This window comes from Micromonospora sp. NBRC 107095 (assembly GCF_030269705.1).
GTDB classification, from domain to species: Bacteria; Actinomycetota; Actinomycetes; order Mycobacteriales; family Micromonosporaceae; genus Micromonospora; species Micromonospora parva.
Window position 1 is genome coordinate 377,424 of the sequence record NZ_BSTU01000005.1, and the last position, 15,701, is coordinate 393,124.

16 protein-coding genes are annotated in these 15,701 nt (G+C 72.4%); 9 read left to right on the forward strand and 7 right to left on the reverse strand.

Features of this window, described 5'->3' with window-relative positions; translation table 11 throughout:
- Positions 1-23: 23 nt before the first annotated feature.
- From QSK15_RS24545 to QSK15_RS24555, 3 genes are read right to left on the reverse strand one after another with little or no spacing between them, the layout of a single operon-like run.
- Entirely contained in the window at positions 24-791 is a 768-nt protein-coding gene (locus QSK15_RS24545) for a nucleotidyltransferase domain-containing protein (RefSeq protein ID WP_285796501.1), read from the reverse strand.
- A 36-nt stretch (positions 792-827) separates the two neighbouring features.
- Positions 828-2,168, reverse strand: coding sequence for a hypothetical protein (locus QSK15_RS24550; RefSeq protein ID WP_285796502.1), 1,341 nt, complete (start codon positions 2,166-2,168; stop codon positions 828-830).
- 5 nt (positions 2,169-2,173) lie between these two features.
- Complete coding sequence (locus tag QSK15_RS24555) at positions 2,174-2,650, reverse strand: cupredoxin domain-containing protein (protein ID WP_285796503.1); 477 nt, start codon at positions 2,648-2,650, stop codon at positions 2,174-2,176.
- A 103-nt stretch (positions 2,651-2,753) separates the two neighbouring features.
- Here QSK15_RS24555 and QSK15_RS24560 point away from each other — a divergent pair, with 103 nt between their 5' ends.
- Together QSK15_RS24560 and QSK15_RS24565 are read left to right on the forward strand one after the other, a co-directional pair.
- Positions 2,754-3,620, forward strand: a complete 867-nt coding sequence (locus QSK15_RS24560) for a copper resistance CopC family protein (protein WP_285796504.1) — start codon at positions 2,754-2,756, stop codon at positions 3,618-3,620.
- Positions 3,621-3,868: 248 nt separating this feature from the next.
- A complete protein-coding gene (locus QSK15_RS24565; RefSeq protein ID WP_285796505.1) occupies positions 3,869-6,274 on the forward strand; it encodes an RICIN domain-containing protein in 2,406 nt (801 codons plus the stop codon).
- An 86-nt stretch (positions 6,275-6,360) separates the two neighbouring features.
- Here QSK15_RS24565 and QSK15_RS24570 read toward each other — a convergent pair whose 3' ends face one another.
- A complete protein-coding gene (locus QSK15_RS24570; protein ID WP_285796506.1) occupies positions 6,361-6,747 on the reverse strand; it encodes a DUF2267 domain-containing protein in 387 nt (128 codons plus the stop codon).
- Positions 6,748-6,924: 177 nt separating this feature from the next.
- Between QSK15_RS24570 and QSK15_RS24575 the strand changes: the two genes are divergently transcribed.
- The 3 genes from QSK15_RS24575 (at position 6,925) to QSK15_RS24585 (ending at position 8,421) form a co-directional block, all read left to right on the forward strand.
- The gene (locus tag QSK15_RS24575; RefSeq protein ID WP_285796507.1) at positions 6,925-7,257 is read left to right on the forward strand and encodes a nuclear transport factor 2 family protein; all 333 of its coding nucleotides are present in this window, start codon (positions 6,925-6,927) and stop codon (positions 7,255-7,257) included.
- 260 nt (positions 7,258-7,517) lie between these two features.
- Positions 7,518-7,937, forward strand: a complete 420-nt coding sequence (locus tag QSK15_RS24580) for an ATP-binding protein (RefSeq protein WP_285796508.1) — start codon at positions 7,518-7,520, stop codon at positions 7,935-7,937.
- A gap of 106 nt (positions 7,938-8,043) precedes the next feature.
- Complete coding sequence (locus tag QSK15_RS24585; RefSeq protein ID WP_285796509.1) at positions 8,044-8,421, forward strand: nuclear transport factor 2 family protein; 378 nt, start codon at positions 8,044-8,046, stop codon at positions 8,419-8,421.
- 1 nt (position 8,422) lies between these two features.
- Here QSK15_RS24585 and QSK15_RS24590 read toward each other — a convergent pair whose 3' ends face one another.
- Together QSK15_RS24590 and QSK15_RS24595 are read right to left on the reverse strand one after the other, a co-directional pair.
- Positions 8,423-8,950 (reverse strand): SUKH-4 family immunity protein, encoded by a 528-nt coding sequence (locus QSK15_RS24590; protein WP_285796510.1) that lies wholly within the window; start codon positions 8,948-8,950, stop codon positions 8,423-8,425.
- Between the two features lie 171 nt (positions 8,951-9,121).
- Positions 9,122-9,592: a hypothetical protein gene (locus tag QSK15_RS24595; RefSeq protein WP_030335483.1), complete on the reverse strand. Its 471-nt coding sequence runs from the start codon at positions 9,590-9,592 to the stop codon at positions 9,122-9,124.
- A gap of 103 nt (positions 9,593-9,695) precedes the next feature.
- On the opposite strand from QSK15_RS24595, the gene trpB reads away from it, so the two are divergent.
- From trpB to QSK15_RS24610, 3 genes are read left to right on the forward strand one after another with little or no spacing between them, the layout of a single operon-like run.
- Complete coding sequence (trpB, locus tag QSK15_RS24600; RefSeq protein WP_285796511.1) at positions 9,696-10,877, forward strand: tryptophan synthase subunit beta; 1,182 nt, start codon at positions 9,696-9,698, stop codon at positions 10,875-10,877.
- Positions 10,874-11,596, forward strand: a complete 723-nt coding sequence (trpA, locus tag QSK15_RS24605) for a tryptophan synthase subunit alpha (protein ID WP_285796512.1) — start codon at positions 10,874-10,876, stop codon at positions 11,594-11,596. The genes trpB and trpA overlap by 4 nt, the downstream gene beginning before the upstream one ends.
- A gap of 57 nt (positions 11,597-11,653) precedes the next feature.
- Positions 11,654-12,385, forward strand: a complete 732-nt coding sequence (locus QSK15_RS24610; protein ID WP_285796513.1) for a GntR family transcriptional regulator — start codon at positions 11,654-11,656, stop codon at positions 12,383-12,385.
- Here the strand turns inward: QSK15_RS24610 and QSK15_RS24615 are convergent.
- On the reverse strand, positions 12,370-14,505 hold the full coding sequence (locus tag QSK15_RS24615; protein WP_285796514.1) for a PQQ-dependent sugar dehydrogenase: 2,136 nt from the start codon (positions 14,503-14,505) through the stop codon (positions 12,370-12,372). The genes QSK15_RS24610 and QSK15_RS24615 overlap by 16 nt on opposite strands.
- A 133-nt stretch (positions 14,506-14,638) precedes the next feature.
- Between QSK15_RS24615 and QSK15_RS24620 the strand changes: the two genes are divergently transcribed.
- Entirely contained in the window at positions 14,639-15,673 is a 1,035-nt protein-coding gene (locus QSK15_RS24620; RefSeq protein WP_285796515.1) for a LacI family DNA-binding transcriptional regulator, read from the forward strand.
- Positions 15,674-15,701 lie beyond the last annotated feature (28 nt).

Consider the following 15,701-nt stretch of genomic DNA (forward strand, 5'->3'; position numbering starts at 1 on the left):
GCGGCGCGACAACCGGACACCGGCTACCCGGCGATCTCGTCGCGTACCCGTTGCTGAAAGGCGCGGGCCTGAGCGCCGGTGGGCGACGGCCCGCCGTGCCGCGCGGCGACCGCCTGCCGGATGACCTCGGCCGGGTCGCCGGCGTCGATCAGCCGCTGACCGGCCGCCGTCTTGGCGAGCCAGATGCCGTCGCGGTGGCGGACCAGCGATCGGCAGGCCCCGAGCACGGCGTCCTCGGCGCCGGGTGCGGGTTGGTCGGCGGGCGGTGTGGGTAGGGCGAGCCACCAGGTCAGCGCCTCGATGAGTAGCCGGCGCAGGTCGCCCGGGGCGAGGTCGGCGAAGACCTGCCCCGCTGGCGGCCCGAGCAGCGCGAGTCCGCTCTGGTGCAGGATGCTGCGGTCGAGGCCGTACCAGAACCGGCCGTCGGCGACCGGGCGGTCGGTGGGGTCGAGGGTGCGGCGGAACGGCATGCCGGCCCCGGTGTTCAGTTCGACCTCGAAGCCGGGTTCGGGGGTGCCGGAGGCGGCCACCGCCCGGTCGTAGCAGACAAGTTCGAGCCCGCGCGCCGGGCAGGGCAGGGCCTCGTGCCGCAGCCGGGCGACCAACGCCTCCTTGGCGTCGGTGGTGAGCGGCCCGGCGCTGAGCAGCGCCACGTCCACGTCACTGCGGCCGGGCTGGTATGCCCCGAGCCCGACCGAGCCGGCGGCGTACGCGCCGACCAGGTCGGTGCCGAGCACCTCCCGGGCGGCGGTGACCAGGTCGTCGAGGTAGCGCTGAAGATCGGAGTGCACGGGCCATCATGGCGCACGGTCCGGAACCGGGCGGCACTACCCCGCGTAGAGCAGCAGCAGACCGGCGACGGTGTAGGCGACCATCAGCGCGAGCAGGGGCAGTTGGCCGGCCACCGCCCGGGCGCGGGGGAACAGGTGCAGGGCGCGGTCGTGGGCGAGCAGGGTGCCGAGCAGGTGCCCGACGACGATGACGGTGATCTGGAGGGTGGCCACCCCGGAGGGTGTGATCAGCGCGGTGTGCGGCTCCCAGCCGGCGGTGCCGAGCCAGTTGGCGCCGGCGCCCAGCGGGTCGGAGAGCAACGCGACGGTGCGCTGACCCTCCAGGATCAGCAACGAGTAGTAGTGCGCCACCACGTACCCGACCGCGATCGGCACGATGGAGTGGGCGATCTCGCCCGGCACGGCACGGGCCTCGGCCGGGTCGGCGCGACCGATGCGCGCCGCGGCGCCGGTGGCGGCGAGGTACGCCACCGCGACGGCCGCGATGACGAGGCTCAGGCCGGCGCTGCCGGTGACCGCCGGGTGCAGGCCGTTCTCCTGGCTGAAGCGCAACCAGCCCGGCGCGTTGGAGAGGCTGTCGTACATGGTCGAGCCGAGCAGCACGACCACCACGGCGACCAGCCCGGGGCGGGGACGCAGACCGGCGATCCCGTCGAGCGGGTTGTGCCACACCAGGACGCCGTCGGCGGCCCGGCCGAGCGGGGCGAGCTGACCGATCAGGGTGCTGTACGCCTCGAACGGGTCGGCGTGGTCGAACCAGCCGGCGCCGAACACCACCGCGCCGACCAGCAGGAGCACGGCGTACCCGGCCAGCCAGGCGGTGATGACCGGCAGGGTGGCCCGGTCGGGGGCGACGAGTTCCAGCCAGACGAACCCGAACAGGGTGGCGGCGGCGGGCCACCATCCGACGCCGTCGGGCAGTTCACGCAGCCCACGGTACGGGTCGCGCCGCGCGGCCAGCGCGGCGAGCAGGTGCACGGTGCGCAGTGGGTTGACCGCCCGCCAGACCGGGCCGAGCAGCAGCGACAGCGGTGCCAGCCCGACCCAGAGCAGGACGTAGAGCGTGCCGGCCGTCGGGTTGTCCGCGGTGTCCGGCCCGCCCAGCAGGCCGAGGCAGAACCAGGCGGCGGCGAGCAGGCCGAGCCCGCGCAGCGCCCACCGGACGGCCGGCGCGTCGACGAGTCGAGCGAGCCAGCGCGGCACGGGGCGTCCGCCGGTGGCGTCCCGGTCGAGCCGGGGTTCGCGCCACAGCAGACCCAGTGCCACGAACGTGACGACGAGGGTCAGCGCGGCGGCGACGACGAGTTGCGGCAGCGTGATCGGCAGGTCCTGGCGGCCGCCGACGCCGTGGGCCAGCAGCGCGGGCGCGGCCGTCATGCCGCTCAGCGGACGACGAGCTGGAAGAGCACCAGCTCGGAGTCGTGCGTCTCCACCTCGAACAGTCCGGTCTGGTCGGCGCGGAACTCGACCGAGCCGGGCGTGCCGGCCGGCAGCCGGGCACCCAGGTCGTAGCCGTGCACGTGCAGTTCGTCGGACACGTCGGAGGTGACAGTGATCCGGACCAGCTCCCCCTTACTGACGGTGACCCGTCCGGTCGGCGGATCGACCCGCCGCTTCGCGATCGTCACGGTGACCTGTCGGTCCACCGCCGGGGTGCTGGCGGAGGCGCCGGGTGTGCCGGTGGGCGTCGGAGCCGGTGCGGTGGGGGTGGCGCCCGACGGGCCGGCGGACGTCGGCGCCGTCGTGGGGGTGCCCACCGAGGGATCGTCGTCCTGTCCGCAACCGGCGAGGAGCAGGGCGGCGAGGGCGACGGCGGTGACGGTGGCGGCGGCGCGGGCGGCGGGGGTGCGGACGAACACGGGTGGACTCCGAACGACGCGAGGGGGACGGGTGTCGGTTTGATCGTCGGGGAGGAGAACTCTACGTCTTGTTCGGTGCCGGGGAAATGACCATGATGAACGGATGCGATCGAAGCTGGTCACTGTAGGTAAGGTCCTGAGCCGTACCGTGGCGGCGCTGACGGCGACCCTGGCGGTGTCGCTGCTCCTGCCGGTCGCCCCGGCGTACGCGCACGGCCAGTTGGCGACCTCCACCCCGCTGACCGGCACCGTGGTACGCGAGCCGCTGACGCAGTTGGCGTTGTACTTCACCGAGAAGCCGGCCTCGAACGCGCACTTCGCCGTCACCGGGCCGGGCGGGTCGCGGGTGGACAGTGGCTGGTCGCACGGTGAGCCGAAGCGACTGGACAAGCCGGTCACCGAGTACTTCATGGTCAACGGTGTGTTCGAGCCACGGCTGTACCACACCGGCTTCCCGGCCATGGTGGCCGTCGCCCACTGGCCGGCGAAGGGCCGTTACACCGCCAGCTATCTCTCCGTGGCCTCCGACGGTGAGGCGGTGCGGGGCGAGGTGAGCTTCGACTACCAGGGCCCCGGCACGCCTGCCCCGGCCGGTTGGTCGCCGCCCACGGCGGGGCCGGATCCAGCGCTGCTCGCCCAGGCCGAGGGTGAGGGCTCGACCACCCCCGGGGCCACCGGCAGCCCGGTCGCCCCCACCGGCGCGCCGGCGGACGACCCGGCCAACGCCACGCCGGAGCAGCGCGGCGGTGGTTTCCCGGCCTGGCTGGTCCCGGCCCTGATCGTCGTGGTGGTCTCGGCGGTGGTGCTCCTGGCGGCCCGCCGTCGACCGGCGACGCGGGGCGCCTCCACGGCGGGCCGCCGGCCGGCCGGCGCAGCGGGTCGGGGCGGCGGCGTCACCCGCAAGGCCGCGGGTCCGACCCGGAAGACCGGCGCCCGGACGGGTGGTCCGGCGCGGCGCGGACGGCGCTAGGCCGTCACAACACCCGGCATTCTTCGCGTACTGCCTCGAACTTTCGCACGGACATAGGAAACTTTTGATGTATCGAGGCGAAGCCATGGACAGTGCAATCGAAACACCTTAATGTCTCGACCCATCAACCCGGTGTTTCCGCACTGTCACTCGTCGGCGTCGAGGACGTTACGGAGCCGGGGCCGACGGTCATCCTCACCACTGATCCACGCCGGCCGTCGGGCACTCCACTGCCTCCTGGAGGAACGATGGGCACACCCCTGCTACGCCGACTCCACCACCCCGTCCTCGGTGCGCTGGCGCTCGTCCTCGCCGCCGGCCTCTGGGCCGTCCCCGCCACCGCCGCCCCCGCGCAGGAACCGGGCGTCACACTGCGCGTCTTCGACGTGCAGGTCCCCCTCTCCGAGCTGTGCACCCTCAAGCCCGCCCAGACCCCGAACGTGGACAAGCTGATGTCCACCATCAACTGGACCTCGGCGGCCGACTTCGGCTTCGAGGACAACTTCGTCTCGCAGGTACTCGGCAACATCACCACCACCCAGGCCGGCAGCTACACGTTCCGGCTCAGCAGCGACGACGGATCCAAGCTGTCCATCGACAACGCCGTGGTGATCAACCACGACGGTCTGCACGGCGCGACCCCACCCAAGGAAGGCACCGTCACCCTCACTGCCGGCCTGCACCCGCTGCGCATCGACCACTTCGAGCGCGGCGGTGGGCAGCAGATCACCCTGGAGTGGAAGACGCCCGGCTCGTCGACCTTCGTGGTCGTACCGAACTCGGCGCTGAGCACCGACGCCGGCGTGGTCCGGGTGACCGCGCCCGGGCGCAAGGAGTGCGAAGGGGTCTTCGACTCCCCCGGCGACGGGTTGCCGCTGACCGGCGTGCACCCCGGCTACACGCTGACCAACCTGCGGCCCAGCGGCTTCCAACCGAAGGTCACCGGCATGGACTGGCTGGCCGACGGCCGGCTCGTCATCAGCACCTGGGGTGGCAGCGACCAGTCCGGCACCTCCCAGGACGGCGAGGTCTGGATCCTCGGCAACACCGGCGGGTCGACCGGCCCGGGCACCGTGACCACCAAGAAGATCGCCGGCGGCCTGAAGGAACCGATGGGGCTCAAGGTCGTCGACGGGGTGGTCTACGTGACCGAGAAGCAGCGGTTGACCCGGCTGGTGAACACCGGCGGTGACGAGGCGGCCGAGCGCCTGGAAACCGTTGCCACCTGGCCCTACGGCGGCAACTTCCACGAGTTCGCCTTCGGCCTGCTCTACGCCGACGGGTTCTTCTACCTGAACCTGTCGGTGTCGATCAACTCCGGCGGCGCCACCACCAACCCCCAACCCGCCACCAACCGGGGCACCACCATCAAGGTCAACAAGAACACCGGCGCGGTCAGTTACGTCGCCGGTGGCCTGCGGACGCCGCACGGCATCGGCTGGGGCCCGGAGGGCGGCCTCTTCGTCACCGACAACCAGGGCGGCTGGCTGCCCTCGTCGAAGCTGGTGCACGTCAAGCAGGGCCGGTTCTTCAACCACTACACGAACCCGGCGGGGCCGTTCGACACCGCCCCGGTCACCCCGCCGGTGCTCTGGATGCCGCAGAACGAGATCGCCAACTCGCCCAGCACACCGCTCTACCTGACGAGCGGCCGGTACGCCGGCCAGTTCGTGATCGGCGACGTGACCTACGGCGGCCTGCAACGGGCGAACGTGGAGAAGGTCAACGGCGAGTACCAGGGCGCCCTGTTCCGGCTCACCCAGGGCCTGGAGGCGGGCGTCTCCGAGGTCAACATCGGCCCGGACGGCGCGATCTACGTCGGCGGGCTCGGCGCGGGCGGCAACTGGGGCCAGAGCGGCAAGCTGTCGTACGGCCTGCAGAAGCTCACCCCGAACAGTGCCACCACGTTCGAGATGCTCGCGATGCGCGCCACCACCACCGGCTTCGAGGTGGAGTACACCCAGCCCGTCTCGGCGGGGACCGCCGCCGAACTGGCCGCCCGCTACAAGATCAAGCAATGGCGGTACGTGGCGACGTCGGCCTACGGCGGGCCGAAGATCGACGAGGAGACGCTGACCGTCACCTCGGCCACCCTCTCCTCCGACGGAAAGAAGGTCACCCTGGTGGTGCCCGGTCGCAAGGCCGGTCGGGTGGTGCACCTGCGCTCACCGCGCCCGTTCACCTCCACCACCGGCCAGTCACTGTGGAGCACCGAGGCGTGGTACACGCTCAACTCCATCCCGGGCAGTCCGCCACCGCCGCCCGGCGGCACCATCACCGGCGTCGGCGGCAGGTGCCTGGACGTCGACAACGCGGGCACCGCCGACGGTACGAAGATCCAGCTCTGGACCTGCAACAACACCGCCGCGCAGTCGTGGACGCGGGTCGGCGACACCTACCGGGTGCTCGGCAAGTGCCTCGACGTGGACAACGGGGGCACCACGAACGGCACGAAGATCCAGCTCTGGACCTGCAACGGCACCGGCGCGCAGGTCTGGCAACCGCAGAGCGACGGGTCGATCCGCAACCCGCAGTCCGGCAAGATCATGGAAGCCGCCGGCGGTAACACCGCCGAGGGCACCCAGATCCAGCTCGGCACGTACGCGGGCGGCGCACACCAGAAGTGGGTGGTCAGCAGCGGAGTAACCGGCTGACCTACGACGGGGCGCGGTCTGATCGGCGGATCAGGCCGCGCCCCGGCCCCCGCCCGGGATGCTGTGGAGGCGCTCCGAGGCGTCGGTCAGGGGCCATGCGGCAGCGGCTGCGCCAGCGCCCGCAGGTCCGCCGGCAGCTGGGCCAGCGCGTCCTCGAACTCCCGGTGCCCGACCACCCGGTGCATCGTCTGCAGCACCGCGCGGGTGCCCCGCTCGGCGGCCGGGCGGTCGATCCCGGCGCGGTCGGCCACCCGGCGCAGGAACTCGTCGTAGTCGAACGTCTCGGCCGGCTCGGCCGCCTTGACCAGCAGCGGGCTCAGCTCGTCGGCCAGGTGGGGGGCCAGCGCGCCCGCCTCCCCGCCGCTGAGCCGCTCGGTGAGGGTCCGCAGGACCGCCTCGGTGAGCGGGCGCGCCTGCTCCGGCGGAACATTCGCGCGTGCCGCAACCTTGTCGACGAACGCCAGCTCGGCCATGTCCCCGCCCTTCGCCTCGGAGACGCGTGGCTACCCCGGCCACGCGGCGGCAAACCCGACGGCCGGCGCGATGGTTCTGCTGGTTGCCCCGCGCAACGCCGTCGGCTTCTCGTACGGTGAGGTCGGACCGGGAACCCGACGGCTGCCCGACGGCGGCCCGTGCCGCAGGAGGAGCAGATGGCCCTCGACCTGCCCGACGTGATCGACCGGTACTTCCGGGCCGTCAACGACCGGGATCTGGACGCCTTCGTCGCCTGCTTCGCCGACACCGCGAGCGTCGCCGACGAGGACCGGCTGTACGACGGGCGGGCCTCGATCCGCTCCTGGCGGCAGAAGACCATGGAGGCCTACTCGTACACCGCCGAGCCGGTCCGCCTCACAGCGCAGGCGGGCGATTCGTACCTGGCCCTCACCCGGGTGTCCGGCGACTTCCCCGGCAGCCCGGTCGAGCTGCGGTACCGGTTCACGCTGCGCGACGGGCTGATCGGCGCCCTGGACATCCGGCCCTGACGGCACCGTGCCGCGAGATCCGACCCGGCCGCGCGGCGACCGCGTCCGGCCGGCGAGCCCAGCCGGGCGATCCGGCCCGCAGGTGATCAACCGCCGAACGGACGAGACGGCCAACGGGTCGGTGGATGACATGATGTGAAGAACAGCTGTCGCTAGGAGAAGGGTTCCGGCTGCCCGATGGCGCACTTCGAGGCTCGCACGCCGACGACACCCGCGTGGCTCGCGGTGCCGCCGGCCGGGCAGCCGCGTCGGGCGGGCTGATGCCGGGAGAGCGACGGGAGGCCGTGGCCGAGCAGAATGTCCCGACCCACGCCACGGACACCATGGCGTACCAGGTCGCGACCGATGTGCGAGCGTTGCGCGCGTTCGTCAGCGCCGGGGCGCTGGCCCGCGGCCTGCCGGCCGAGCGGGTGGAGTTGTTGACGCTGGCGGTCAGCGAGCTGGCCAGCAACACGTTGCAGCACACCACCGGCGGCGGCTGGGTCCGGCTCTGGGCGGAGTCGGGTCAGCTGTTCTGCGACGTGGTCGACCACGGGCCGACGCGGGCGTTCGGGCGGAGCATGCCGGCCGCCGACTCGGTACGCGGTCGTGGGCTGGCCATCGTCGAGCAGATCTGTGACGAGGTGGCGGTGCTCACCGGCCCCGGGGAGACCGTCGTACGGATTCGCCTGAGTCTGTGAACGTCGGCGGCGATCCCCGTCCGCGCGGGGCCACGCCGGCTGTCACAATGCGGACAGCCCGGGCCGACGGTGGCCCCGGGTCAGCCCCGAACAGGAGGACGCCACGATGCCGGACAGCGCACGCGAGGCGGAGCTGCTCGACGCCGAGCGCACCCTGCAGGCCGCCCAACGAGCCGGCGACGTCGCCGCCCTGGACCAGCTGCTGGTCGACCAGCTGATCGCCATCGGCCCGGACGGGCGTGCGCTCACCAAGCAGGATGACCTGGCCGCCCACCGGGACCGCCGCGCGGTCGTCGAGGAGTTGGTCGAGGAGGAGCTGGACCTGCTCGTCGTCGGTAGAACGGGGGTCACGTTCTTCCTGGGTCGGGTATCCGGAGTCCTCGACGGGGTGCCGTTCGCGGCGCGGCTGCGCTACACCCGGACCTGGGTCCATGACGACCCACACGGCTGGCGGGTCCTGGCCGCGCACATCAGCCCGGTCTGACTCAGCTCGGGTCCTCGTCGTCCTCGTCGAGCAGGCCCTGCTCGTCGAGGAACGCGAACCACCGGTCGTCGGCGGGGGTCAGGTCGGCGTAACCCGGCCCGAGCAGGTAGTAGTCCACGAAGGATTCCACGTCGGGGGCGAGCTCCTCGAACGCGTCGGACATGAACCACTCGGTGCCGGTCGGTGGGAAGTACCAGATCGCGCCGGTGCCACGGTCCATGAAGACCGGTTCGTCGCTGCGGGTGCCGATCACCAGCCAGCCGGCCCGGTCCTGCGGAATGGACGAGAAGTCGGGCGCGTAGTCCAGGTGGTACTGGATCCCGGGCAGGGCCGACGTGGACGCCAGCTCGACCCGACCCGCCCGTATCCCGTCGGTCACCAGCAGGAGATCCCGCAGGTCGGCCGGGAGCCCCGCCGGCACGGCGTCGATGGCCGCCCCCTCGCCGAACTCGGCGTACGCCAGGCTCTCCGGCAGATCGGCCAGGTCGGCCCGCAGCTCCTCGATGAGCTGCCGCAGCTCGGCGTTCACCGCACCACCTCTGTTCGGATGAGGCCCGACTGCGCGGTTACCGGCGAGCCGATGCGCGGTTTGGTTCTACCACGCGTCGGCCCACCGGGGCGTCACCTCGCCGATTCCGCCAGACCAACGGAACGGAAACTGCCCAGGATCTGATGCTGGGGCTGACGTCGAGCCCTTTCCTCAGGTCACGACGGCGTCGATCGGGCCGACGCGCAGGGTGCCGTCGTTGAGGGGGGTGCAGCGGATGCCGCCGGTGGTGCGCAGCGCCTTCCACGCCCCCGGGCCGACGGTCACGTCCATCCAGGCGCACGGTCGGGCCGCCCGGTTGACCCGCAGGCTGACCGGGCCGTCGCCGGAGTCCAGCACCAGCACTCTGCCGATCAGCTCGTCGACGGCGATCCCGGTGGTGAGGATGTTGCGCCGCACCTCGGCCAGGCCGATGCCGTCCGGCAGCGATTCCCGGGCGATGACGGTGACGCTGGCGTCGCGGTGTGCCTGCTGACCGAAGTACCGGTCGCCGACGATGCCGAGGCCGGCCCGGATCCGGACGGCGTCGACCAGTTCGCCGGGTGGGGCGGGTGCCGGACCGTCGGCGGGCCGGCCCAGGAAGCGGTGCACGGGCGAGGCCAGCAACTCGACGATCTCCGGCATGACAGGAAGTCTACGAAGCGGACGGGGTGGCGCGGCGCAGGTCGACGGATGACGAGGCGGGTCTGCTGTTGCCAGGGCGATCGCACTGTTCTATAACTGTGACATGAGTTCTATAACAGCGCGCGCGACGGCGGTCCTCGGACGGTACGGAAGCTATGGCGGGCGGTACGTGCCGGAATCCCTGATCCCCGCCTGCGAGGCGGTCGCCGAGGCCTTCTCCGAGGCGTGGGCCGATCCCCGGTTCCGCGGCAGTCTCACCGCGCTGCTGTCGGCTCACGTGGGACGGCCGACGCCGCTGACGCCGGCCGTGCGCCTGTCGGCCGAACTCGGGGTGACGGTGCTGCTCAAGCGGGAGGACCTGACGCACACCGGATCCCACAAGATCAACAATGTCCTCGGGCAGGCGTTGCTGGCCCGGCGCATGGGGCGTACCCGTCTGATCGCCGAGACCGGAGCGGGCATGCACGGTGTCGCGACGGCGACGGCCGGCGCCCTGCTCGGTCTACCGGTGACGGTGTTCATGGGCGAACGCGACGTGGAGCGCCAGGCGCACAACGTCTTCCGGATGCGGCTGCTGGGCGCCGAGGTCGTTGCGGTGACCACCGGCAGCCGCACACTGAAGGACGCCACCAGCGAGGCCATGCGCCACTGGGTGACCGACGCCGACGAGGCGTACTACTGCGTGGGCTCGGTCATCGGTCCGCACCCCTATCCGATGATGGTCCGCGAATTCCAGCGCGTCATCGGTGACGAGGCCCGACAGCAGTGCGCGGCCGAGTTGCCCGCCGGCACCCCCGACTACGTGGTCGCCTGCGTCGGCGGCGGCAGCAACGCGGCCGGCACGTTCGCCGGGTTCGTCGAGACGTCGGCGAAGCTCGTCGGGGTCGAGGCCGAAGGCGGCTCCGGCGCGGCGAACGGGGAGGTCGGCGTCCTGCACGGCTTCCGGTCGCTGTTCCTGCAGGACGAGCACGGGCAGATCAGGGAGGCGCACTCGATCGCGGCCGGACTGGACTACCCGGGCGTCGGCCCCGAGCACGCGTACCTGCGCGATCTGGGGCGCGCCCGGTACGTCACCGCCACCGACGGGGAGGCGGTCGCGGCAGCGGTCCGGCTCGCGCGGGCCGAGGGCGTGCTGCCCGCCATCGAGTCGGCCCACGCGCTCGCCTGGGTCGTTCGCGCCGCCGGCACACCGGAGCTGCCCAGCGGGTCGACGGTACTCGTCACCCTCTCGGGGCGCGGCGACAAGGACGTGACCACCCTGATCGCGGAGGCGGACCTCGGATGAAGCTGTTGATGCCCTACATCACCGGCGGGATCGTGCCCGGTTGGACGGCCTTCCTGAGCGCCTTCGCGCACGCCGGGGCCGACATGATCGAGGTCGGGCTGCCGTTCTCCGATCCCACCGTGGACGGTCCCACCATCCAGGAAGCCTCGGACGCCGCGCTCGCCCGGGGCGCCACGCCCGCCTCGGTCCTGGCGGACCTCGCCGGAACGCGGGTGGGCATCCCCCTGGTCGCCAGCACGTACGCCAACATCGCGTTGCGGCCGGGGTTCGGCGACGCGCTCACGGCGGCCGGGGTGACCGGGCTGATCGTGCCCGACCTGCCCCTCGACGAACTGGCCGGGTTGGCCGTGCCGGGCGTCCAGGTGAGTCTGCTCGCCTCGCCCGCCACGCCCGACGACCGGCTCGCCGAGATCGGCCGGCGCAGTCAGGGTTTCGTGTACGCCGTCTCGGTCATGGGCACGACCGGCGAACGCGACCGGCTCGCACCGTCGGCCGTCACGCTGGCCGCTCGACTCAAGCAGGTCACCGAACTGCCCGTGCTGGTGGGCTTCGGCATCTCGACCCCGCAGCAGGCCGCCGAGGCGGCGGCGGCGGCCGATGGGGTCATCGTCGGCGCGGCCGTCGTGCGGCGCATCCTCGACGGGGCGAACCCCGCCGAGGTCGGGGCCTTCGTGGCGTCGCTGCGGGCCGCGCTGCCGCCGGTGGCCCCCGTGCGATGATCGGCGGTGGCCGTCGGTGACGGGGGGCGGACAGTCGACGCATCGGGAGGCAGACCAGTGGCACGCTACCGGGCCATCGCCGCCGACCTCGCCGCCAAGATCCGCGACGGCCACTACCGGCCGGGCGACGCGCTGCCCGCGCAACGCGAGCTGAGCGCGGCGTACGGCGTCACGGTGATGACACTGCGGCAGGCCCTGCGCGACCTGAGCGTCGAAGGGCTGATCGTGCAGCGGCCCGGCAAGGGCACCTACGTCGCACCGTCGCCCGCGGCGTACCAGCTGGGGTCCTTGCGGAGCTTCGGCGACGACCTGCGCGAGCAGGGCCACGAGGTCCACACGACGGTGCTCTCCCGCGCGCAGCGCCGGGTGCCCGCACGCGTCGCGGCCCGGCTGCGGGTCCGCGAGGCCGAGACGGGCCTGCGCCTCGAGCGGGTCCGCGCGTTCGCCGGTCGCCGCGCCATCCACCAGGTTTCCTGGGTACGCGAGCCGCACGCGAGCCTGTTGCACGACGTGGACTTCACCGGCACGTCGCTGTACGCGGCCCTGGCCGACCTCGGTGTAACGGTGGCCCGGGCGGCGGAGACGATCCGGCCGGAGGTGTTGAGCGCCGACGTGGCCCGGCATCTGGACGAGGCCGAGGGAGCGCCGGTGCTGGTCAGCGACCGGATCACCTACGCGCCCGACGGGACGGCCCTGGTGACGGACCGGGCGACGATGCTGGGCAGCATGATGCAGATCACCGCCGACCGGGCCACCACCGGGCTGTCCCTGCACTACGGCGCGGTCTGACCCGACAGCGAGCCGGAACTGGCCGGCGTGCCGGTGACGGTCAGGTCGCGCAGTCGGCCCACGTTGTCGAACGAGCCGAAGCCGACCCGCCCCGCGCCGAACGTGGTGTCCTTCGCGGTCAGCAGCGGGTCCCGGTCTCCGTCGACGTAGACGGCGATCTCGCCGGTGGCCGGCAGGTGCACCACCCGCACCCGGTGCCACCGGGCATCGGTGACCGCCGGGTTCGCGCCCCGGGACCGGCCGTTCCACTGGTGGTCGATGCGCTCCCGATCGGCGTTGTCCACCTTGAAGATGCCGTTGTGCGGATAGATCGTGTTGTCGGTGGAGAGGTGGGCGTAGTAGAACTCGGTGTCCGAGCGCCAGCCGAAGACAATGATCACGTCCCGATTGCTGACCTCCACCGGTGTGTCGAGCCGTACCTGAGCATCCACCCGCACCGACGACCACGCCGGGCCGGCGGTCAGCACGGCGTACTCGAAGGGCCGGCGCGGACCCGGCCGGCTCTCCCCGGCCTCGGCCAGGATGACCTGGTCGCCTGCGAACCGCCACTTCTCCGGCGTCACCGGCGCCCAGTTGGCCGCACCGGCGGTGCGGCGCAGCGTGACGTCCCCGACGTCGCCGCTGGCGTACTCGGTGGTGCCGGTCACCTTCCAGACCTTCCCGTTGGCCTTCGCGACGACGTAGAGCTCACCGGCGGCGTCGGTGCCGAAGCGCAGGTCGACCCGGTTGGGATCGCCGGGCGCGCCCGGCGCGGACAGGTCGCGCATCCGGACCGGGGTGCCCGCCGTGTCGAAGAGCGCGAGCTGGTGGATGGTCGCCAGCTCGCGGCCCCGCCGCATCTCGGCGGCCTCGGTGTAGAACACCCGGCCGTCGACCAGGTCACCGAAGACGTACTTGCCGCGCAGCGCGGGCAGCGTCCGTCCCCGGTAGACGAAACCACCGGCCACCGCGACACCGACGTCGTCGGTGCAGTTCCAGCCGGCGGCGGGGTCGTGGTCGTACGCGGCGACCGGGTAGGTGTAGCCGTAGCTGTCGTCGTCGGCGGGCAGCGGAAGCAGCCGGTCGCAGGGATTGGTGGCCGTCTTGTCGAAGACGAATGAGCCTTCGCGCTCGCTCCAGCCGAAGTTGTCCCCGGCACGGACCTCGTAGATCGCCTCGACGGCGTGTTCACCGATGTGCCCGAGGTACATCCGACCGGTCGCCCGGTCCCAGCTGAACCGGTGCGGGTCCCGGAAACCCACCGCGTAGAGCTCGCCGAGCGCGCCAGCCCGCCCGACGAACGGGTTCGCCGGTGGGATGCCGTAGCGCCCGTTCGCGGCGTTGGTGCCCCGGGGGTCGATCCGCAGCAGCTTGCCGTGCGGCACCGCCAGGTTCTGCGGGTCGGTGTTGCGCGCGCCCTGCCCGCCGTCGCCGACGGCGAGGTACAGCAGGCCGTAGTCGCGGTCGTGGCGCTTGGCCGTGGGGTTGAAGTTGATTTCCTGGATGCCGTGCACCTGGCCGCCGAAGCCGATGCGCAGCACCTCGCGGTGCGTACCGACGAAGGTGGCGGCGGCCGGTTCGGTCGCCGTCCACTCGGTGATGACGCCGTGGAAGAGCGTGTTGGGCTGGGCGTAGTCCGGTACGGCGGTCGTCGTCGACGCCAACTCGGTGTGGATGGTGTAGAACCGGCCGTTCACCCCGAACTCCGGGTGGAACGCGACGTACCCGAAGCCCTGGCCGAGCCCACGACCGGAGAAGAACCGCGGCGCGAACGTCGCGGCCACGTCGAGGTAGACGTGTGGCACGCCCCCCTCGACGAGGTAGAGGCTGCCGTTGAGGTCGGGCACCGCCCGTCGGCCGGAGCCGTCGGGCACCTCCATGATGGTGTTGATCCGCGCGGTACGCATGAGCCGCGCGTCGGTCGGCGCCGGCGTGGGGTACGACTGCGGGAAACTGGCGTACTCGCTGAGCACCAGCCCGAGGCGGGACTGGGTCGGCATCTCGGGGATCGGGTCGTCGACCGCGTCGGCGGCGCGCGCGGGTGTGGCGACCAGTGTGGACACGATCAGCACGAGGGCGGTGAGGCCGGCCCTCACTCTGGGCCGGCGGACGGCGCCGGCGCGGCGGTGCACTGTGCGCACGCGTGTCTCCTTCTCGGTGGGACGGTGCCGAGGGTGGTCAGCGGGCGGTTACGTAAGCGCTTACGTACCCTAGGCTGCGATCAATGTCACTCGCAATAAATCGGGTGACATGAATGTTTCCGGAGGGTTGCGGATGTCCAGGGCCAGCCGGCGGCCGCGCCTCGTGGACGTCGCCGAACACGCCGCCGTCTCGCTGGCGACCGCCTCCCGAGCCCTCACCGGCCGCGCGGGGGTCAGCGCCGAGGTGGCCGACCGGATCCGGCAGATCGCCCGCGAGCTGGGCTACGTGGCCAACCCGTACGCCCGCACCCTGGCCGGCGGAGCCACCTCCACCGTGGGTCTGATCGTCCACCAGGTCGACGACCCGTACTTCGCCGAGATCGCCGCCGGGGTCATCCAGCTCGCCGCTGAGCAGGGGCTGCTGGTGCAGATCTGCCAGTCCGGCCGCGACCCCGGATACGAGCTGCACCAGCTGCGCCACCTGATCGCCCAACGGGTCGGCATCGTCCTGATCAGCGGTTCCGGCTACGACGACCCACGGATGGAGAGCGCGGCCCGCGCCGAGCTGGCCGCGTTCCAGGACCACGGTGGCCGGGCCGCGGCCATCGGCCGGCACGCGCTCGGCGTCGACGCCGTCCTGCCGGACAACGAGGCCGGGGGCCACGCGCTCGCCCAGCACCTGATGGATCTCGGCCACCGCCGGATCGCGGTCGCCGCGGGCAGCGCCGGCCTCACCACCGTCGCCGACCGGCTGGCCGGGGTCTCGGCGGCAGTGCGCCAGCGCGGCCGATCCCCCGCCGACCTCGCCGTCGTGCACAGCGCCTTCACCCGCGACGGTGGGCGCGCCGCCGCCGAGCGGATCCTCAACGAGCATCCGGAGACAACAGCGATCATCGCGCTCAACGACGTGATGGCCATGGGCGTGCTGTCCACGCTGCGGTCCCGCCGGGTGCCGGTGCCCGCGCGGATGTCAGTGGTCGGCTTCGACGACGTCTCCGTGGCCGCCGACCTCGCACCCAGCCTCACCACCATCCGGCTGCCGATGACCGAGATGGGCCGCACGGCACTGACCCTCGCACTCAAGCCCCGAACGACCCGCCCCCGCCGCCGCCCCACCGGGCACCTGCTGGTCGTCCGCGACTCGACCGGGCCCGCACCGACGAGCTGACCGCAATGCCGCACCGCGACGGCCGGAC